Source organism: Ramlibacter tataouinensis, assembly GCF_001580455.1.
In the GTDB taxonomy this organism is placed as follows: Bacteria; Pseudomonadota; Gammaproteobacteria; order Burkholderiales; family Burkholderiaceae_C; genus Ramlibacter; species Ramlibacter tataouinensis_B.
Genome location: NZ_CP010951.1, coordinates 1,243,916 through 1,263,138, shown reverse-complemented (window position 1 = coordinate 1,263,138; position 19,223 = coordinate 1,243,916). Strand labels below are relative to the sequence as shown.

20 protein-coding genes are annotated in these 19,223 nt (G+C 64.2%); 6 read left to right on the top strand and 14 right to left on the bottom strand.

Annotated elements, in window-relative coordinates; translation table 11 throughout:
• Window positions 1–48 precede the first annotated feature (48 nt).
• The 3 genes from UC35_RS24195 to UC35_RS06170 all read right to left on the bottom strand — a co-directional run bounded on the left by UC35_RS24195 (window position 49) and on the right by UC35_RS06170 (window position 2,943).
• Entirely contained in the window at window positions 49–456 is a 408-nt protein-coding gene (locus UC35_RS24195; protein WP_227820465.1) for a DUF4242 domain-containing protein, read from the bottom strand.
• A 584-nt stretch (window positions 457–1,040) separates the two neighbouring features.
• A complete protein-coding gene (locus UC35_RS06175) occupies window positions 1,041–1,409 on the bottom strand; it encodes a Rieske (2Fe-2S) protein (protein ID WP_227820464.1) in 369 nt (122 codons plus the stop codon).
• A gap of 472 nt (window positions 1,410–1,881) precedes the next feature.
• Complete coding sequence (locus UC35_RS06170) at window positions 1,882–2,943, bottom strand: patatin-like phospholipase family protein (RefSeq protein ID WP_061497218.1); 1,062 nt, start codon at window positions 2,941–2,943, stop codon at window positions 1,882–1,884.
• Window positions 2,944–3,191: 248 nt separating this feature from the next.
• Between UC35_RS06170 and UC35_RS06165 the strand changes: the two genes are divergently transcribed.
• Complete coding sequence (locus UC35_RS06165; protein WP_061503700.1) at window positions 3,192–4,163, top strand: Bug family tripartite tricarboxylate transporter substrate binding protein; 972 nt, start codon at window positions 3,192–3,194, stop codon at window positions 4,161–4,163.
• Complete coding sequence (locus UC35_RS06160; protein WP_145979350.1) at window positions 4,160–6,196, top strand: hypothetical protein; 2,037 nt, start codon at window positions 4,160–4,162, stop codon at window positions 6,194–6,196. The genes UC35_RS06165 and UC35_RS06160 overlap by 4 nt, the downstream gene beginning before the upstream one ends.
• Before the next feature lie 490 nt (window positions 6,197–6,686).
• On the opposite strand, the gene UC35_RS06155 is transcribed toward UC35_RS06160, so the two are convergent.
• The 5 genes from UC35_RS06155 to UC35_RS06140 all read right to left on the bottom strand — a co-directional run bounded on the left by UC35_RS06155 (window position 6,687) and on the right by UC35_RS06140 (window position 9,856).
• Window positions 6,687–7,460: a hypothetical protein gene (locus tag UC35_RS06155; protein WP_061497214.1), complete on the bottom strand. Its 774-nt coding sequence runs from the start codon at window positions 7,458–7,460 to the stop codon at window positions 6,687–6,689.
• Window positions 7,461–7,864: 404 nt separating this feature from the next.
• Window positions 7,865–8,209: a hypothetical protein gene (locus UC35_RS24430; protein WP_321572386.1), complete on the bottom strand. Its 345-nt coding sequence runs from the start codon at window positions 8,207–8,209 to the stop codon at window positions 7,865–7,867.
• Window positions 8,206–8,739, bottom strand: coding sequence for a hypothetical protein (locus UC35_RS06150; protein ID WP_061497212.1), 534 nt, complete (start codon window positions 8,737–8,739; stop codon window positions 8,206–8,208). Before UC35_RS06150 ends, UC35_RS24430 begins: the two co-directional genes overlap by 4 nt.
• Before the next feature lie 119 nt (window positions 8,740–8,858).
• The gene (locus tag UC35_RS06145; RefSeq protein ID WP_145979349.1) at window positions 8,859–9,251 is read right to left on the bottom strand and encodes a hypothetical protein; all 393 of its coding nucleotides are present in this window, start codon (window positions 9,249–9,251) and stop codon (window positions 8,859–8,861) included.
• Between the two features lie 158 nt (window positions 9,252–9,409).
• Window positions 9,410–9,856 carry a MaoC family dehydratase gene (locus UC35_RS06140; protein ID WP_061497208.1) on the bottom strand — a complete coding sequence of 149 codons (447 nt, stop codon included), beginning with the start codon at window positions 9,854–9,856 and terminating at the stop codon, window positions 9,410–9,412.
• A 200-nt stretch (window positions 9,857–10,056) separates the two neighbouring features.
• On the opposite strand from UC35_RS06140, the gene UC35_RS06135 reads away from it, so the two are divergent.
• On the top strand, window positions 10,057–10,452 hold the full coding sequence (locus tag UC35_RS06135) for a hypothetical protein (protein ID WP_061497206.1): 396 nt from the start codon (window positions 10,057–10,059) through the stop codon (window positions 10,450–10,452).
• Window positions 10,453–10,473: 21 nt separating this feature from the next.
• Here the strand turns inward: UC35_RS06135 and UC35_RS06130 are convergent, their stop codons facing one another.
• Window positions 10,474–11,412: a carbon-nitrogen hydrolase family protein gene (locus UC35_RS06130; protein WP_061497204.1), complete on the bottom strand. Its 939-nt coding sequence runs from the start codon at window positions 11,410–11,412 to the stop codon at window positions 10,474–10,476.
• Between the two features lie 160 nt (window positions 11,413–11,572).
• On the opposite strand from UC35_RS06130, the gene UC35_RS06125 reads away from it, so the two are divergent.
• The gene (locus tag UC35_RS06125) at window positions 11,573–11,857 is read left to right on the top strand and encodes an HU family DNA-binding protein (protein ID WP_061497202.1); all 285 of its coding nucleotides are present in this window, start codon (window positions 11,573–11,575) and stop codon (window positions 11,855–11,857) included.
• A gap of 41 nt (window positions 11,858–11,898) precedes the next feature.
• Here the strand turns inward: UC35_RS06125 and UC35_RS06120 are convergent, their stop codons facing one another.
• A complete protein-coding gene (locus tag UC35_RS06120) occupies window positions 11,899–12,672 on the bottom strand; it encodes a UPF0149 family protein (protein ID WP_061503699.1) in 774 nt (257 codons plus the stop codon).
• Between the two features lie 89 nt (window positions 12,673–12,761).
• The gene (locus tag UC35_RS24190) at window positions 12,762–13,499 is read right to left on the bottom strand and encodes a hypothetical protein (protein WP_061497200.1); all 738 of its coding nucleotides are present in this window, start codon (window positions 13,497–13,499) and stop codon (window positions 12,762–12,764) included.
• 194 nt (window positions 13,500–13,693) lie between these two features.
• Here UC35_RS24190 and UC35_RS06110 point away from each other — a divergent pair, with 194 nt between their 5' ends.
• Entirely contained in the window at window positions 13,694–14,767 is a 1,074-nt protein-coding gene (locus UC35_RS06110) for a hypothetical protein (protein WP_061497198.1), read from the top strand.
• A 77-nt stretch (window positions 14,768–14,844) separates the two neighbouring features.
• On the opposite strand, the gene UC35_RS06105 is transcribed toward UC35_RS06110, so the two are convergent.
• Window positions 14,845–16,548, bottom strand: coding sequence for a PHA/PHB synthase family protein (locus UC35_RS06105; protein WP_061503698.1), 1,704 nt, complete (start codon window positions 16,546–16,548; stop codon window positions 14,845–14,847).
• Between the two features lie 16 nt (window positions 16,549–16,564).
• Window positions 16,565–17,032, bottom strand: a complete 468-nt coding sequence (locus UC35_RS06100; RefSeq protein ID WP_061497196.1) for a MaoC family dehydratase — start codon at window positions 17,030–17,032, stop codon at window positions 16,565–16,567.
• A gap of 245 nt (window positions 17,033–17,277) precedes the next feature.
• Here UC35_RS06100 and UC35_RS06095 point away from each other — a divergent pair, with 245 nt between their 5' ends.
• Entirely contained in the window at window positions 17,278–18,090 is an 813-nt protein-coding gene (locus UC35_RS06095; RefSeq protein ID WP_061497194.1) for an alpha/beta fold hydrolase, read from the top strand.
• A gap of 39 nt (window positions 18,091–18,129) precedes the next feature.
• Here the strand turns inward: UC35_RS06095 and UC35_RS06090 are convergent, their stop codons facing one another.
• On the bottom strand, window positions 18,130–18,906 hold the full coding sequence (locus tag UC35_RS06090; protein ID WP_061497192.1) for a ParA family protein: 777 nt from the start codon (window positions 18,904–18,906) through the stop codon (window positions 18,130–18,132).
• Window positions 18,907–19,223 lie beyond the last annotated feature (317 nt).

Below are 19,223 nucleotides of genomic sequence, written 5' to 3'. Positions count from 1 at the left end.
ACCAGGTTCACTCGGTGGCGCAAAGACGCACGCGGGCCGCCGCCGTACTCAGACAAGTGACTCGGGCCGAAACTCGCTGACCTCGACGATCACGTCGGCCGGAACGTTGGCGCGCCGCGCCGCTTCGCGGATGGCCTCGGCATTGGGCGCCTCGTACAGGCAGTAGGTCTTTTTCTTGTCGGCTGACAGAAACGAGAACAACCAGTGCACGCCGGTCTCGGCGTTGATTTTCGAGACTAGCCGGACGGAATCGGCCGTTAACTCCAACTGCTCAGCGAATTCTCGTTCGATAACAAACAAGGCCATGACGATCCTCCCGCAGGTATGAGTTACAGGCGCATTTTGCACGGCACCCGGCATTCGATCAAAGGACGGCAGCAAGGCTCGGATGGCTGTCAGGGTCGGGAACTCGCGCTCGAGCAGTTCGTTGCCCTTGGCGAGCAGCGCCTCGCCCACCTTCTTGGCGGCCTCGATCTCGCGGCGCTTGAGGGTGGCCGGCGTCGATGGCGCCGTTGGTCAGGCCTGGTTAGCCGCTTGCCGACGCGCCGGCGGCTTTGACCACCTGCTCGCCGGCTTCGGCCGCCGCGCCTCTCGATGTCGTCGAACTTGACGCTGCATGCTTTGTCTCATGTGATCTTCGCTGCGCCCACCCCAGCGCCGCGGCCCTTGCCGGCGGTGTCATTGCTCGTCTAAATGGGTTCACGGCCGAACGTCAAGGCCAGCTTCGGAGCGAGAATCTGTCCGGCAGCTTGGAGCGGTTTTTGCTGACTCTCGCGAGCGGAAGTTAACTGTCGGCAGCCAGTCTGAAGCGGCCGCCTGGGCAAGGTCAGATCGACCTTGCGCTATCGATGACCGCCCCCGCCACCAGCGCTGTGGGCCCAGGACGCCGCCGAGTGCGCTGGCGGGCATGGCACCCGCATTCAGAGGTCCGGTATTCAGCATCGGCAGCGGGCAGTTCGATCGAAGCGCGCGCCGTGAGCTGATTGAGCCGGCCTACCTTGCAGCAGGGCAGGGCTTTTGGGTGGCAGGCGAGCGCGAGCTCAGACTTCGACCTCCACCGCGTCACCAATCAGGCGCACCTTGTAAGTGGCGACATCGTCCGTTGCCGGGTCCATGGTCACGCGGCCGGTTTTGATATTGAATTTCGATGTGTGCCACGGGCATTCGACCTCCTCACCGCTGATCGCCCCTTCGGAAAGGGGACCACCCTCGTGAGGACATTCGTCATCGATCGCGTAGATTTCGCCGCCGAGGTTGATGAGTGCGAGGCGCTTGCCCCCGACCTCCACACCGATCGCCCCGTTTTCGGGAATCTCGGATTTCCTTGCAACTTCAACGAACCTGCCCATTTGCTTGTCCTGGCAAAAAAATGAACCGACCTGCGTGCTGCTGAGGTAGCGAAGTCTCAATCCAACATGAAATGGTACTGGCGGAGGTGGCTTTCTCCAGTCGATTTCCACGGATGAGTCACACCCGCTTAACCTGGTGCCTGCACAGTGAGCTAATGCCGAGCCACTTCGCCGCTGACTGTCCGACACTCCCGCCACCAGGAAAGCGCAGCGGGGAAGGCAGCGGCTCCCTGCTCCCGTTCCTGGCCTGGTCTCTTGCTGCAAAGGCACAGGTAGCTTCGCAGGAACGGTACCTCGACAGGAAAAACACATACGCTGATCTGCGTCCTGGACCGAACCCCCGTGGAGCGGGCCATACGGGTAGCCTTTGAAGTATTCACGCGCACCCGACGGGCTGAGCAGCTCGCACGAACACTTCTGGGCGGTCCAACGGCGGCACGCAACGTCGCCGAGAGCGGTCGTTCGACGGTTTCCACCGATCCGAAGCGGACGAGAGGGGCGACGAGGATCAACGGGGATCGTCGTCCTCGGCTCAGGGCACCGATCGCGGCGCCAGGAAGGTCTCGGCCGGGTCGAACGTCGAGCGCACACCGATGTCGGCTCGGTGCCGGGCGAGCCAGCCGTGCGCCGCGGCGTAGCCGAGGTCGAATAGTGCTTCGAGAAAGCGGCGCTCGGTATTGAGCTTGCTCGAAGGGTGGAGCTGTCCGAGGTGCTGTTCGTCGGCGATCATGTGCAGCCGCAGGTACTTGTACTCGCCTTCGCCCAAGCGCCCTTCGCGCATCAGCCGTTGCACGAAGGAGATTGCCCGCATCTCCGATACCAACGAGGCATTGAAGGTGATCTCGTTGACGCGGTCGGCGATTTCTCCACTGGTGTCGGGCGTCTCGGGCCGCACCAGCGGGTTGATCTTCACCAGCATCACATCGAGCGCTGGGGTCTCGTAGATCAGCGGCCAGATCGCCGGGTTGCCGCTGTAGCCGCCGTCCCAGTAAGGCTCCCCATCGATGACGACAGCGCGGAAGAGCTGGGGCAGGCACGCCGAGGCCAGCAGCGCGTCGATGCTCAGGTCGTCGCGGTGGAAGATTCGCGGCTGGCCGGTGCGGACTGCGGTCGCGGTGACGAACACCGCTAGCGGCCCCTTGCGCAGCGCCTCTTCACGGACGTGCCGCAGGACCACCTTGCGCAGCGGGTTGATATCGAGAGGGTTGAACTGGTAGGGGCTGAACGTATGCAGGAACTGCTGCGACCAGAGGTAGAGCGGGTTGTCCACGAGGTTGGACGCGGCGATCCCGGTCCGCGCAGGCCCGCTGCCACCGAAGCAGCTGCCTTGCTCGGCGACGTCGAGCCAGAACGCGCGCAGGGCCGCTTTCGCTCCGGAGCGGCCGCCTTCAGCCCAGCCAGTGGCCATCACTGCGGCATTGAGCGCGCCCGCGCTAGTGCCGCAGGCTCCGTCGATGGCAAGCGTTTGGTCGTCGAGCAGGCGGTCGAGCACGCCCCAGGTGAAGGCACCATGCGAGCCGCCGCCCTGCAGCGCGAGGTCGAGGGGTGCGCCCGGGCCGGCGAGCGAAGTCGGCTTCTTCTTGCGCGTTGCCATCGGTGCGAGGTTAGCGCGTCCCCGAGCGCGTGCATAGGTCGATTTCGGGAGCACGAGCGCAAGCGCGCGGCGCGGGAGGCGAGGCGGTCGAATAACGCCGGCGAGCTTGCGGCCACCGTGTCAGACGTGCTCAGCCATGGGCTTCTCGCGCGGTCATCTTTGACTCACAGCTATTGAAGTCCATCCTGCCAGCAGAAATCATCTGTAGCATGAACGGTCCTCGCAGCAAGTGCGCCCAGGAGGTGAATATGAGGCTTGCTCTCGCCCGTGTGCTGGTCTTGTGTTTCCTCACTTTCCCGATTGCCGGGATTGCACAAGGATCTTTTCCGGACCGTCCAATCAAGCTGGTTGTTCCCTTTCCGCCAGGCGGGGCGACCGATACGTTGGCGCGGGTCGTCGGGATCGCCCTTGGTGACAAGCTTGGACAACCTGTGGTGATCGAGAACAAGCCGGGAGCTTCCACAATTGTGGCTGCAGCGTATGTCGCCAAGACTGCCTCGGATGGCTACACGCTCATGCTCGGATCGAACAGCACGTTGACTCTCAACCCAGCGCTGCGAGCCTCTTTGCCGTACGACGCGGTTCGCAGCTTCACGTTCCTGGGTCCCGTCGCCCGCATGGATCTCGTGGTTGTGGTGAATCACAGTTCACCCCTCGACTCCTTGAAGGGCCTGGTCCAGCGCGCAACCCTGAGTCCTGACAAAGTCAGTTACGCCACATTCGGCGCGGGTTCGACGGTTCATTTCGCTGCCGCGATGCTGAGTTCATCGGCCAATGTGAGCATGGTGCATGTCCCATTCAACGGAAGTGCGCCCAGCCTCACTGCGTTGATGGGAAACCAGGTTGACCTTGCAGTCGATTCATTGGTCGCCTCCGCTCCGCTTATCAAAGCGGGAAAGCTTAGGGCGCTGGCTGTACTTTCGGAACATCGCTCACCACTTGTTCCTGAAGTGCCAACCGCCGCAGAGAGCGGCTATTTGAACGTGAACCTGGAATCGTGGTTCGCCCTGATGGCGCCCGCGAACCTTCCGGCGGCCGTCCAACGCAAGCTCGAAACAGCGTTGCGAGAAGTTCTTGAGATTCCAGCGGTGCGCCAGAAGCTGCTCGAATTGGGCCTCACTGCCACACCAGGGACAGGGACATCGGTCATCTCTCGCATCGATCGTGAACTGCCGCAGATGCGAGCGGTCGCCGCAAGAGCAAACATGAGAGCTGATTGAGCCGGCATCGACTTTCGGCCGCCCTCCTGATCGCACTCGCACTGGGAGGGCATGCCCGGGCGCAGACGCAGGACCGGCCGCCGTTGCCGGAGCTGCTGCAGCGGGCGGGCGCCGCAAACAGCCGCGGTGCCGCCGACCTGACCGGGCTGGACGCTTCCCCGACACGCGACCAGCAGCTGCCGTTCTTCCGGGCGGTGATGGCCGCGCCGCTGGATGCGCCGTACCGTGCCGGCGTGCTTGGAGATTCCTTCCGGGGCGCGGCCGGATCGCCGCGTGAACTGATAGGCCGGGCTGGGGCGCTTTGGGGCGTCCGGCTATCCCGTCCGGCCGATTTCGGCATGGCCGCCATCGAAGCGCGGCTGCGCACGGCGCCTGACCCGCTCGCGGCCGGACTGGCGTGGATGGCCTCGACGAAAGCCGGCGCCGGCTGGGTGCCCCAGTTGCCCGATCAAACGCAACTGCCCAATCCCTTGCGCTACGAGCTTGCGCGTGTGCTCGCCGCCATGTCGCAGCCGCACCAGTTCCTGCAACGCGCGTTCGAGCGCTTTCCTCCCGGTGTGACGCCGCAGCTGCTGCGCCGGCAGGCGCACGAGGACCACCTCTCACTGTCCAAGGCATCGGACTATCGACAGCTGCTGCCGCTGGTCGAGCGCGAAGCCGTCCTCGCCGGCATGCTCGATCTGGCCGGCGCCATCGAACGCCTGCAAGCCTTCGTGAAGAACGAAACGGCGCTGCCTTCGGTCGCGTGGTCACTGCAGACGCCTTTCGGCTGGATCGTCGTCGACACCACCGGCCGCAACAACCGCCGCCAGCTGAAGGATGCCTTGCTGGTGCTGGACGTCGGCGGCGACGACGACTACGAGTTCCTGGAGCGGGGCGACACGCACGCGATCAGCGTGCTCCTGGACCATCGAGGCAACGACAGGTATGTGACGGCCGCCCCGGGGGCAGACCCGTCGAGCGCGACGCTCGGCTACGGCATCCTCTGGGATACCGAAGGCGACGATCGCTACGAGGGAACCCAGCAAGCGCAGGCCTCCGCGCTCTTCGGCGCCGCCTTGCTGGTCGATGGCGGCGGCAGCAACCGCTTCGTGGCGGGCAGCCGTTCGCAGGCCTACGCAGTCGGCGGGGTCTCGGTGCTGGTCAGCGGGGGCGGCGACGACGAGTTCACTGCGCAAACCTACTCACAGGCGACAGGCGGCCCGCGGGGCGTCGCGGTGCTGGTCGACACCGGCGGCAACGATCGCTACACGCTGACCGCCTTGCCGTTGGTCCGGCCTTCATCGCAACTGCCGAACCGCAACACGTCGATGGGGCAGGGCGCGGGCTACGGGATACGCGGGGATTTCTTCGACGGCCGCTCCATCGCTGGAGGGATCGGCATGCTGCTGGACCTGGCGGGGAACGATCGATATGAAGCGCAGGTCTACGCGCAGGGCTTCGGCTACTACGAGGGCCTGGGCATGCTGTTGGACGACGGCGGCAACGACCGATTTGAGGCGGCCTGGTATGCGATGGGCGCATCGGCCCACTACGCCGCGGGGATCTTGCTCAAGCGCGATGCCGGGAACGACGTTTACCGCTCAAGCCACGAGATGGTGTTGGGCACCGGGAACGACCTCTCGGTCGGCGTCTTCGTGGACGAGGGCGGGGACGACGAGTACACCGTCGGCCAGCTGAGCCTGGGGGTGGCGTACGCGAACAGCACGGGCATCTTTGTCGACGGCGCGGGGAATGATCGCTATACCGTCATGTCGCCCACATGCAGCGCGCTTGGAGCCGCGTATCAGCACGGGTGGGGCAATTCGCGCGAGACCTTGCCGAACCTCGGGCTCTTCCTCGATCTCGGAGGCGTCGACAGCTACCCGGCGCATTGCGTGCGCGCGGCGAATAACAAGCTCTGGGCGGGCCCCCGCGTGTGGCCGCTGCTCGAGTTGCGCAGCGAAGCAGCAGCTGGAGTCGACGGTGAATGGCCGCTTCCGTTCGCACTGCGCCTGCTGACGCGGCCGGCGACTCCTGCGTCCGCACCATGAGGACGGCTGCGTGTCCGACTGGATCGTGAAGGCCGGATAGTGGCACGCCGGCAGGGTCGGATGAATGCCCCGGTCCCCACGGACAGGTGGTAGGCGGTCGCGGCCTCCGGCGGCTACCGCTCTTGGGGTGGAATGGTTTTGGGCACGGACGTTTCTGGCCGAAAGAGGCCATCACGGTCGATCGCTGGTTCGAACCTCCTGGACTCTGAATACGGCGGATCAGAAGGCAGCCCAATGGTGATCTAGTTCCGCGTGCGGGCACCGACCGCGTTCAGTACGCGCAACGCCAAGCCCCAAAGTACCCCTGTACAGCCATGGCTGCTTTTGGCCGAAAGAGGACATCCGCACCAGCGTATCCTCACACGATCACAAGCGTGCCAGCGCCAACTCCTTTCAGTCGGCACGCCGAACCTTCTCGTCTCGAAACCGCTGCACCGCAGTCGGGCCTTGCGGCGCCGTTGCTATCGCCCCCTCGGCTCGAGCGAGGGCTTTAGGGCGCATTCGAGCGGTACGTATAGCTGACCGAGCTTTCCTGAACCTCGGACATGGATTTCCTTTCATCACCAGACCGGATTGAGGCCACGACGCGCTTGTACGTGGTGATCTGATGGGGAATCAGTCCATCAGTCTCAGTGACCAGGCGGATGTTTTCCTCGACATCGATGGATTCCATGACTTCGCCCTTGCCTGGTGAGGGGAGCGCAAACTGCCGGGAGAACGAGTCAATTGCTGCCGCCATATCCGCCTGATCGGGCGTGGTTCGCATCTCGAGCTCAACACACTTCCTTGCCTGTCCGGTCCTTGTGCAAGGCACCTCCTTGATAACCCTGAATTTGGACTGCATCTTGATGGTTCTACCAGGGAGCAGCGGAACGGAGCCCTCGTATTCGGACGAATAGGTCTCACCCATGTCAAGTGTCGCGTCAACCCAAAAGCCGACGTTCTGATTCCACTCCCCGCCAACGGCAGCCGTCAAGAAGTCTTCTGAGGTTACTTGCTCAAGCAATTGACGTAGCTGCGGGACCTCGTACATGGCAGGCAGTACCTGTTTGAAAAACCTCAAATATGCAACCTTGAAGGCGGCTGCGTCTTCAAGGCGATCAAACTCGCCTGACTCCTTCACAACATATGGTGGAAGGGCGGCCTGAGCAAACAATTGGAGTTGCTTGTCAGTATCAGAGAGTGCCGAAGATGCCTTCGAAGGCTTAAGGCGGACGTTGGTGAAAGAGATGACGGTCCCTGCAGACCCCTTGATCGCCTTCATGTCATACGACAAGGTTACCGAATGTGGGGCTGGGGTTCCTGTTCGTACTCGGCTCTTGGTTTGCGTGACCGTCGCTTGTAGTCCGTCGGGCCATGCAAAGTCCAACTTCACCTGCGCTAGTGAGGCGCTCGCGCTCAAAGTGATTGCCGTGGCCAGTATGCAAAGTCGAAGTTTGAACATGGGGAACAGGAGGTTTGCTAGGAGAGGAATCGCTTGAGTGAGTGAGTGTAGTTCGGCCACCCAGTCGGCACTGAGCGCCTGGGTCGGCGTGGAACCCCGCAAATGCTCTCGACCTTAGGGTAGGCGGTCAAAACGCGACTTGAAATCGGGATGAAGCTGCACCGCTGTGCGGAACTTGGATGTCCGCTTCTGGCCGAAAGCGGACTTGGGCGCCCCAAAAGACGTCAGCCCTGCTTGTTCTTCAACTTGCCCTTGGGAAATACGGAAATACCGTTGTTGTCGGCGGAGTTGGCCAGTCCGAAGTTGAATCGCGTGGCGGTGCGGTGTCTTTCTTCGGCTTCTTCACCATCTTGTTGCTGCGTTGATCGCCTTTGGCCGATCAGCGGCGCTTTCCGCCCTTCTCGAACTTCTTCCAGTACGTGAATTCTTCCTCGTGCACTTCGCGATCGACTTCTTCCACGCGTAAGCGCAGCCGCTCCTGCACATCGTGCACCGGCCTTGTTGTAAATTGCGGGCGCGATCTCCTCAAGAACATCACCCTCTCGATCTCCCCTGAGAAGCTGCGTCAAGGCGTGCATTTGAGCAGGTAAGAGCCCTGGACGACCAGGTACCTGTCGCGCATCCCGGCTGGAGGCTCGACTCGTTCGTAGTTGTTCCTTAGCCCAAGTTCACGCCAGTTTGGAATCATGCGGTTCGCCAGCCCTCCACGCGGCACCTGTGCGGGGAACTCCACGAATTCACTAAGGGCAAGCCGCTCGTTATTCCCGGGGTCGAGCACTCTCACGCGCAGGGTCATTCCCTCGGCCGCCTTGAGGCCGGAAGGCAAGATCGCGATGCCCTCCCACCACCCGTCGGTCATGACAGCGCAGTGCACGCCGACTGCCCGCCCGGCTGCGATGTCGCCATCACTCACCCCAGCGGCCCTCAATTGAGTGAGCTCAACTGGCTTCAATCGATTCGGCTTGTCTGCTCTGCCGAATACCTCCCACACCTGAACTGTGGCCACGCTGTTCTGCGCGGGCATCGAACCGCAGCCTGCCAGGAGTGCTGAAAGGGCGGCCATCGGGAGAAGCGCAGAGGTGGCCTTTTTGTGTCGCATCCCGCCATCTTGCCCGATCGGCCCTCTGGCCACACTCACCTAGTGAGTCTGTCCGGGTCTCCGGGCCCGCCGCAAAAGTCGTTTGTGGGGTCACACCTGCGGGCCCGGCGCGCTCAGGATCAGGCCACTGATGGGTGGTTCCACATCACCCAGCGCGGGTCCACCTGATGCGAGTAACGTGGCTCCACTTCGGTCCAGTGCTTCGGACGCGTGGGCTCCTTGGCCTTAGGAAGCGTCAGGGGCTTGAACATGCCTGCACTGTCACGGGTCAGCGCGGCGACGTTGGGATCGACGGATATGTACCAGCCAGAGACCTTGCCGCTGTTGTAGCAGTCACTCGATTTCGTGTTGTTGGTTCGCGCCTGTCCCGTCGTCGAGCAAACGCAGTGCCATACGCCACCTTCGTAGCGCGAAAACTGCCTCCCATAGCCCGGGTATTTCGCGGACTCCACCGAGTACACGCCATCCTGGTCAGGCGGAGCGCTCATTGGCATCAATGTCACTTCTTCCATGAACAATGGCTCCGTACCCTTGATGGGGGCAATCATCGATCTCGCGAAGGCGTGGTTGTTGACCCGTGGCAATTAGAGGTGCAACAAACAGCGCTGCTTGAGCTGCGAAAGGAAGGCGACCGCACGGGCAAAGGAGTCCATATCGAGGGCGCGAGGCGCTAGGTTTGCACGAGCGGTGCCGTGTAGGTGGTGGCTTGGCCACTGAGGCAGACCTCGCCTTTCTGGTTGCGCACCTCGACGGCGATCTTGCAGATAGGCTTGTCTTCTCGCACGCTCATGATCTCAAGGCTGGCACTGGCTGTGTCACCGACATAAACGGCCTTGACAAACTTGAGCTGCATGTCCAGGAAGACTGAACCTGGACCGGGCAGATCTTCGGCGACCAGCGCGTTCAGCAGTCCGGACGTCACGCCACCCTGCACGATCAGCCCGCCGAAGACACTTTCTCGGGCTGCCCGCTCGTCGTAGTGCAGCGGATTGCGATCACCTGTGATCTCCGTGTAGAGCTCGATGTCGCGCATGTGCATCGTTTTGGAGCGCTTGGCCGTTTGTCCCTGGACAGGCATGCCGCGCAGCGTGCCCGTCCATCCATTCGCAGGAGTCATGGCAGATCCTTTCTATTTAGGGTGGGGCAGCTACAGGCCGAACGCACTTTCGGCCCGCATTAAAGAGATGATGCTCCCAAAGGCGCCATGCCCGGAAGCCCGGTCCCTCCGCCGCACGCTGTTCCTTCCTGACATTGAAGTCCGTACCTTCAAAAGGCCATCAGCATCCCAAACCTCGGCCTCACGTATGCTTCCGTTCCATGTCCAGAGAAGTCGTCGTCGCCATCGACTTCGGTGGTGAGTACATCACCGCGAAGTGGGGTATCGGTTCGCAACCATGCGCCGAGCTATGTTGGGACGCGCCGGTGCGAGAGCCGGGTGGGCCGGCGTTCTGGGAGACAGACGACTGTCATGCGCTCATCCTGGAAGCGCTTGCCGTCGCGCACTTCCCGAACGTGGATAGGCTCGTGCTGGCCCTGCCTGCCAGCGAAGCCGACGCGTACCGCTCCGGTCTGGAACAGACGTACACGGGCATCCACGACGTGCGCAACACCGAATGCCGCTCACAGCGGCTGGCAGTCCAAGTCCGCCGGGTCGCCGTCGTGTCGCAGCCCCCGGCGCCTCACGCCGCGGCGCGCCAGAGTGACGCCAGCTAACGACCGCATCAATCAAGCCGATCAATCCAAGAACGCCACAGGCTGGAGCGGCTTGCGGTTCACCGAGAGAGAAAAAACATCCGGCCGGGCATAGTGGCCGCAGACGTCCAATGAGCGCCGTGCTCGTCGCGCCGCCTCGGCATCGACTTCGGCATAGAGAATTCCCTTCTCCCGATGCAATGGCCCGGCGGTGACGGCGCCGCCCGGATCGACGACGACTGCGTCACCATCGTTGATCCATTCGTCCGGTTTGTAGAGCCGGTCGCGCTCGGGAAAGTCCTCGGCCAGGTCACAGCCCTGCAGCGCGGTGGCGGTTCCTATCACCCAGCAACCCGCCTCCCTGGCGATGTGGCGCAAGGTCACCAGGCAGGCATCGCCGTTGTCCCAGGTCGGATTGACGAAAATTTCCAGGCCCTGCGCGTAGAGGGCATACCGCGCGAGCGGCATGTAGCTTTCCCAGCAAATGAGTGCACCCAGCCGACCGGCGGGCGTATCCGCGACCCTCAGGCCGCTGGCATCACCCATGCCCCAGACCATGCGTTCCGGATTGGTCGGCATCAGTTTGCGATGACGGTTCAGGAGCGCCCCGTCGGGGCCGATGACGACCACGCTGTTGAACAGCGTGGTGCCGGAAAAACGGCTGTCGATCTCGTTGATTCCCATGACGACGGTCACCGCGTGCTTGCTTGCCGCCTCCTGCAGCGGGCGCAAGTGATCCCGGTTCAGGTCCACGGCGTTGCGCCGCAGCCTGGCATGAAGCTCACCCGACAGCTTCATGTCCCCGCCCGGCTTGAGCCGCCAGATCCAGGCCGGGTAGCCGGGGATGTAGGCCTCGGGAAACACCAGCAGGGTGGCGCCCGCGTCCGCGGCTTCGTCGATCAAGCCAAGCGCACGTTCAATCGTCTGATCCCGATCGAGCAGTAGCGGGGGCTTCTGTATGACACCAACTTTGGCGGGCATGAGGGCCTCCTGTCGATTGAGCACTGCTATCGAGACAGCAACGATTGTGGGATAGACACTTGGCCGGACCATGCCGTAAGTGTCTGCAATCAGGTGTTACTCAGCCCCAACTTGATCGTCGTCGTGCCTAGACTGCCGGCTTTCCGACGCAGGACCACCGATGAACAAGACCGAACTCGTGCAATCCCTCGCTGCAGCCACGGAGCAGCCTCAGGCCGCCGCACTGAGGTCCGTTGACGCCTTCGTCAAGATCGTTTCCGACGAGCTCGCGAAAGGCGGAGAAATCCTGATTCCCGGCTTTGGCAGCTTCAAGAGATCCGAGCGTGCGGAGCGCGCCGGCCGCAATCCCCAGACCGGCGAGGCTCTGACGATCGCTGCGTCCACCAGCGTGCGCTTCGTACCCGGTGCGGCGCTGAAAGCCGCCATCAACAACAAGAGCGAATAGCGTCCTGGCCGGGGCGTCGGTCCGCGTCCGGCCGCAGGCCGTCACCCCGCCCCATGGCACTTCTTGTACTTCTTCCCGCTACCACAAGGACAGGGATCGTTCCGGCCCGGCTCCGCCGCTTTCCGCAGCGGATCGATCCGAGGCCCCAGGCTGCGCCACAGCTGCCGCAAGTCGTACACCGCCCAGATCGCCGCTCCCACGGCGTCGAGGCGCTCGTTGCTCACGCTCGGCGGGCCGTCTTCGGTGTACATCGACACCGCAGGCTCGCCCGCATCGCCTGCCGTGAGCGCAACGATGTCTTCGAGCGCCGCATCCAGCATCGCCGCGGCTTCCTGGTCCCGGGGCGGCAGCCAGTCTTCCGGCCAGTTCTCCACCGCATACATGAACCCCAGCGCCCACACCTGCGCGTAGGCCGGCAGGTTGTCGGTGTCGCCCGCCGCACGCTCTTGCGCGGGCAGCGCCAGGATCGCGCCGCGCGTGTCCAGCGCTTCGGGATGGTAGGTGCGCTCGTCCTCCAGTTCTTCCACCGGCTGGTCGAGCGCAAGCGCAATCTCATCGCGGCGCCGGCGCCAGCGCCACACGAACTCCATGTGCGCCATGGGCTGAAAGGACTCTCCGAGCAGCACCGGCCAGTATTCCTCGGGTGGCACCTCGCGGCGCATGCAGACCACTGCGGTGAGAAAGCCTTCGCAGAATTCCCATTGCGGAATCTCATCGTCCTGCTCGCGCAACAGGTCGAGCTCGGCGTCGAGCAGGTCGAAGTCCTCCGGGGTCAGGGGGCCGGGATGGGGTGCGGGCGCGTGGGTCAACTGGATGTCCGGGGAACGGAGAAGAACGGAGGAGGTAGCGGCGATGGCGGCGGCGGAAGAGGGGATTATCCCTCGCGCCCATTTGCCGAAAGCCGCTATGGAGAGGCACGGTCCGGAGAGCGCCGGACCATCGCCAGCCAATCGGATGCGGGCAGCCCCCAGCGCTTCTCGATCTCGACCGCACGCGCGGCCAACATATCCGGCGGCGTCTCGCCGTCGTGCGCGATGACAACCACATTGCCCGCCTCGGTCGGCGGAAACTGCCATACCGCCCGGGGCTGCAGGCCCGCGCGGATGCGAGCCACGCTTTGGCCGGCATCCAGCCCCCGTCCCATGAGGTTCACGGCCACCGTGGCGCCCTCGCGCAGGCTGGCCCGGCAGTCGGCATAGAAGGCTTCCGTGTCGATCGCGGGCTTCTCGACCGACGCGTCGTACGCATCGACCTGAAGCACGTCGATGCTGCGTTCATGGCGATGCTGCGCCATGAACCAGGCGGCGTCTGCATGCACCACCTGCAGGCCATGGCCATCGGGTGGCAACATGAAATGCGTCCGGCATGCGTCGATCACCCCGGCATCGATTTCCACGGCGGTCGCCTGCATGCCGAGCACGCGGTAGGCGAACTTGGTGAGCGAGCCCGCGCCGAGTCCCAGGGTCACGAGGTGCTTGCCCGGCAGGCTGGCTGCATCGTGAAACAGCAGCCAGGCCGACATGCGCACCGCGTATTCGAGTTCCAGCTGGTCCGGCGCATCGATGCGCATCGCCCCCTGGCACCAATGGGTTCCAAACTGCAGCAGTCGAAACCCTTCGGTTTCGGTGATGACGATGTCCACCGGAGGAAGCCTACCGCAGTCGCCTTGGGCCGCGAGCGGAAAGCCGTTGCCGTCTCTTGCGCCGCCGTCCGCGTGTCATAAGGTGAGACGAGCTTTCATGTTGCAGTGCAATAAGAAGGCGCTTTTTCCCCAATAATCCAATCAACGCCATGGCCCTCGCGCCACGTGCCCCGGTTATCAACTCTGGAGAAAGCATGTCGTCCATCCTGATTCTCGGTGCCTCGTACGGCTCCCTGCTCGCGACACGCGCGGCCATGGCCGGGCACCAGGTGTGCCTGGTGTGCACGCCCGGCACGGCCGACCTGATCAACGCGGAGGGGACGCGCGTGCGCTTCCCGGTGCGCGGGCGTGAGCAACTCGTCGAGGTTGACAGCCGGAAGCTGCCGGGCTCGATCCGCGCCGCCGCGCCCGCCGGTGTGCAGCCCGCGAACTTCGATCTGGCCGTCCTCGCGATGCAAGAGCCGCAGTACGGCGAGCCGGGCGTCCGGCAACTGATGGACCGCCTCGCGCGCGCGGCCATGCCCTCGCTCGCCATCATGAACATGCCGCCCTTGCCCTACCTGCGCCGCATCGCAGGCCTGGACGCGGACGGGCTGGAGCCGTGCTTCACGGACGCTCGCCTGTGGGACGCGTTCGACCCGGACCTGCTCTCGCTGGCCAGTCCCGATCCGCAGGCCTTCCGTCCGGTGGACCAGCCGAAGAACGTGCTGCAGGTCGGGCTGCCGACGAACTTCAAGTGCGCTCCGTTCGCGAGCGAGCACCACACCGCGCTGCTGCGCCGGCTCGAGGCGGACATCGAGGCGGCGCGCTACGACCAAGAGGGCGAATCGCTGGAGTTGCCGGTGAAGCTGAAGGTCCACGACTCGCTGTTCGTCCCGTTCGCGAAATGGCCGATGCTGATGACCGGCAACTATCGCTGCATCGGCGACGAGGAGATGAGTCCCATCGCCAATGCGGTGCACGACGACATCGAGCTTTCGCGCTCCACCTATGGCTGGGTGGCGCAGCTGTGCCTGTCGCTCGGTGCCCAACCGGACGACCTGGTGCCGTTCGAGAAATACGCCGCGGCGGCGCGCTCACTGCAGAAGCCGTCGTCCGTGGCGCGCGCGCTGGCCGGCGGCGCCACGCGGATCGAGCGCGTCGACCTGCTCGTGCAGAGCATCGCGCGGCAGAAGGCGATCGCGCATCCGGCGGTCGACCGCGTGGTCGAGCGCGTGGACGCGCGCTTGCGCCGCAATGCGGCTGCGGTCGAGCGCCGGGTCGCCTGAGCGGCCTGGAAAGTGGAAAGGAAAAAGGCCGGCGTGAGCCGGCCTTTTTCATGGGCTTGCGTGGTGAAAAGGCGCCGCTAGTCGGCACGCACCTTCACGTAGCGGCCGGGGGCGGGCTCGATCGGCTTGAAAGCGGCATTGCCGAGCTTCTTGGGCGCCGGAACGCTCTTGCCCGCCTGAGGCTTGAGCCATTTCGCCCAGTGGGTCCACCAGCTGCCCGGCATGGACTGGGCGCCGGCCAGCCACTCGTCGGCATCCGCACCCTGCGTCCCGCCGGCCCAGTAACTGCGCTTGTTCTTCGAGGCCGGGTTGATGACGCCGGCGATGTGGCCGCTGGCGCCCAGCACGAACTCGGTCGGACCGCTGGTCAGCCCGGTGGTGCGGTAGGCCGAGCGCCACGGGACGATGTGATCCTCCTGGGTGGCCAGGACGTAGGTGGGCACGTCGATCTGGCCCAGGTCCACCGGCTCGCCGCAAACCGACAGGCGGCCCGGCTCGCGCAGGTTGTTCTCCAGGTACATGTTGCGCAGGTACCAGGCGTACATCGGACCGGGCAGGTTGGTGGCGTCGGCGTTCCAGTACAGCAGGTCGAAGGCGGCCGGCGTCTTGCCCTTGAGGTAGTTGTTGACGACGTAGGGCCAGATCAGGTCGTTGGCGCGCAGCGTCTGGAACACGAATCCGAGCTCGGCGCCCCGATAGATGCCGCCCTTGCCGATCGTCATTTCGCGTTGCAGCACGTTGGCTTCGTCGATGAAGACGCCCAGGTCGCCAGGCTCCTCGAAGTCGAGCATGGTCGTCAGCAAGGTCAGGCTCGCCACGCTCTCGTCCCCGCGGGCGCGCAGCAGTGCGAGCGCCGAGGAGAGCAGGGTGCCACCCACGCACCAGCCCAGCGTGTTCACCTGGTCGGCCCGGCTGACCTTGTGCGCCACGTCGAGCGCCTTCATCACGCCATCCTCGACGTAGTCGTCCCAGGTCACGTGAGCCTGGCTCGCATCCGGGTTGCGCCAGGAGACCAGGAACACCGTCATGCCCTGTTCGCAGGCGAAGCGCACGAACGAGTTTTCCGGCTGCAGGTCGAGGATATAGAACTTGTTGATGCACGGCGGCACGATCAGCAGCGGGCGCGACGCGACCTTGTCGGTCAGCGGTGCGTACTGGATCACCTGCATCAACTCGTTCTCGAAGATCACCGAGCCTTTGGAAGCGGCCACATTGGTGCCGACTTCGAAGGCGGTTTCATCGGTGATGGAGATGCGTCCGCGGCGCATGTCTTCCATCAGGTTGCTGAGGCCGACCTGCATGGTTTCGCCCTTGGACTCCAGCGCGCCGAAGATGGCGTCCGGGTTGGTCGATGCGAAATTCGCCGGGCTCATGGCGTCGGCGAACTGGCGCGAGAAGAAGCGCAGCTTGTGTTTTTCGCGCGGGTCCATCGCGGCGGCTTCGACCATGCCGTCGAGCAGCTGGGAATTCAGCAGGTAGTTCTGCTTGAGCAGGTTGAACCAAGGGTGCTTGCTCCACTGCTCGCCATGGAAGCGCCGGTCGCCGCGCTCGGCGTCGACCACAGGTTCCAGACCATTGCCGGAACCGGCTGCAAGCGAACGGGTCCACAGCGCAGCCTGCTTCTCCCAGTAGGTCCCGGCCACGCGAGCGAGTTCGCGAGCCGTCTCTTGCGTTGGCGGTTTTGCCGCCGACCCAAGCCCGCTGAAGGCCTTCAGCATCGCCTGCCCGGACTTGAAGAAGCCTTGCACGTACTCGTCGGGCGCATTGAACAGGTTGATCATCTTCACTCCGTTTCAATCAGGCCATCAGCATGGCGAGCGACTCCGCCACCATCACCGGGCGCTCGAGGTCACCCTCGCAGTACGCGGTGTTGCGGCAACGTACCAGCGTGCGGCCGGGTCCCTTGGACTGGACCTCGGCCAGCTCGACGCGGATCACCACCGAGGCGTCCGCGGCCACCGGCGCCAAAAACCGGACCTTGTCGGAGCCGTAGTTCAGGATCTGGGTCGTGTCCGGGGGAAAGATGCCGACGTCGTACTGTGCTTTCGTCGTCAAAGACATGAGCAACAGTCCGTGTGCGATCGTGTTCCCGATGGGGCTGTTGCGGGCGCGCTCCACATCGACGTGAATCCACTGATCGTCGCCGCTGCACTCGGCAAACTGGTCGATACGCGACTGAGAGACGCGCATGGCGCGCGAGAGTCCGAAATCGTGACCGACATGGGCGGGCAGCGTCGAGAGGGAGTAGTCAATGGGCTTGCTCATGAGAGGATTGTCCTAGGGGAAACCCTAGGGCCGCCCCCTCTTCGGCGGGGGGGCAGCTCAGCAGCAGGCCCTGCTACTGCTGAGCCAGCGCCGGCCGGCGCAGCGAGCTGAAACCCAGCGGATACCGCGTCGATACAGAGCGGCAACGCATCGAAAAACCGCCGATACCGGCGTCGCCCAGACTGCCTCGGCCCGACGCGCTGCGCCGCGAGCGGCTATTCGTTGACCCATGACCGGGAGCCACCATGCCAACCACCATCCATCATGTCCGCCTGCCCGGCGGGATCACCATCGAATGCGCTGAGCAAGGGCGTCGCGGCGGCCCGGCGCTGCTGATGCTGCACGGCATCACCGACACCTGGCGCTCGTTCGAGCCGGTGCTGCCCTTGCTGCCGGCCGACTGGCACGTGATCTCGATGACGCAGCGTGGCCACGGCGGCTCGTCCGTCGCCGCGAGCTATCGCACCCGCGACTTCGCCGCCGATGCCGCCAGCCTGATCGCAACGCTGGGGCTGAAGCAGGTGCTGGTGGTCGGCCACTCCATGGGCGCGGTCAACGCTTTGCGCATGGCCATCGACCAGCCGGCCCGGGTGCGCGGCGTCGTCGCTGCAGGCGCCTTCGCGAGTTTCTCCGACAAGCCGGACTTCGTGGATTTCGTCCGGAGCCAGATCATGACGCTGGGCGAGCGGGTGCCGCGTGCGCTGGCGGAGTCTTTCCAGCGCGACACCGTGGCCGGTCCGGTCGCCCCGGGGCTGATGGACACCATGGTCGAGGAGTGCCTGCGCACGCCGGCGGCCACCTGGCGCGGCGCCTTCGCCGCGCTGCTGGAGGACGACTTCAGCGCCGAGCTGCACGCCGTCGAGGTGCCCGTGCTGCTGCCCTGGGGTGAGGCCGATGCCTTTTCGCCCGAGTCGGATCAGCAGCGGCTGGAGCGGCAGCTGCCGCGGGCCACCCGGGCCGTCTACGCCGGCGTGGGCCATGCGCTGCATTGGGAGCAGCCACGCCGCTTCGCGGCCGACCTGCTCCGCTTCGAAGAGATGTTGGCGATGACCAGCTGAATCGCAGAGGGGGCGAAACGGGAGCAGCCCGCGCCGCGGCTAGGCCGCCGCGGGATGCAATTCTTCGTGCAGCGCGACGTACTCCTGCGTGAGCTTGTGGCGAGCATCCAGGAAGATCATCGGCTTGGCGAGGTCATGGGATTCCTTGACCCGGACCGACGAGCTCAGGTAGGAGCCCAGCACCGGCAGCCCTTCTTCGACCATCTCGCGCACCAGCCGCTGCGGCAGGTTGGCCCGTGGCTGGAACTGGTTGACCACGATACCCTTGACCTTCAGGTGTTCGTTGTGGTCGGCCTGGATCTCCTTGACATTGGCCAGGAGCACATTCAGGGCGTGACGCGAGAAATCGTCGCAGTCGAAGGGAATGACGCAGCCCTCGGCAGCGATGAGCGCCGAACGCGTGTAGAAATTCAGCGAAGGCGGCGTGTCCACGTAGATGCGGTCGTAGTCCTGCGCCAGCTCCGCCAAGCCTTCGCGCAGTTTGTAGATTTTCCCGCGGGACTCGAGCTTGCCGTGCAGGTCGTCCAGATCGTCGCCGGGAGGCAGGACAGAAAGGTTCTCGAACGGCGTCTCGATGACGAAGTCGCCGATCGGCTTGGGCCGGACCATGAACTTCAAGGTCTGCGCGAAGTACCCGGCGATGCCCTCGCCCGCTTCGTTGGCCGCTTCGCCGAGAAGATACCGGGAGGAATTCCCCTGCAGGTCCAGGTCGACGACCAGCGTCTTGAAGCCCTGCTGTGCGCTGATGGCCGCCAGATTGCAGGTGATCGTCGACTTGCCGACGCCGCCTTTTTGATTGAAAACTACCAATCCCAAGATGCTCTCCGTTCTTGCGGAGCCATTATGGTGCTGGCTCGGCAGGCATTTCACGTCCGTGCAGCCCAAAGCGCAATCCAGGCCGTTTTCCAGGCATCCGTGTCGCAGGGCACGCACACAGTCTGTCGAAAACCGTGGTACACGGCCATGACGTGGCTGGCGACGCACTGCTGGTCAAGCACTGAGTGAACTTCGCCCCAGGTCAGCGGGTCCAACCACCGCGGCCGTCAGATGGCCGTAGGGCAAGCACTGGAGCTCGGCATGAGGGCTCGTCGATTCAAGAACATCGTTATCGCATCCTTGCTGTGTCTGCTGTC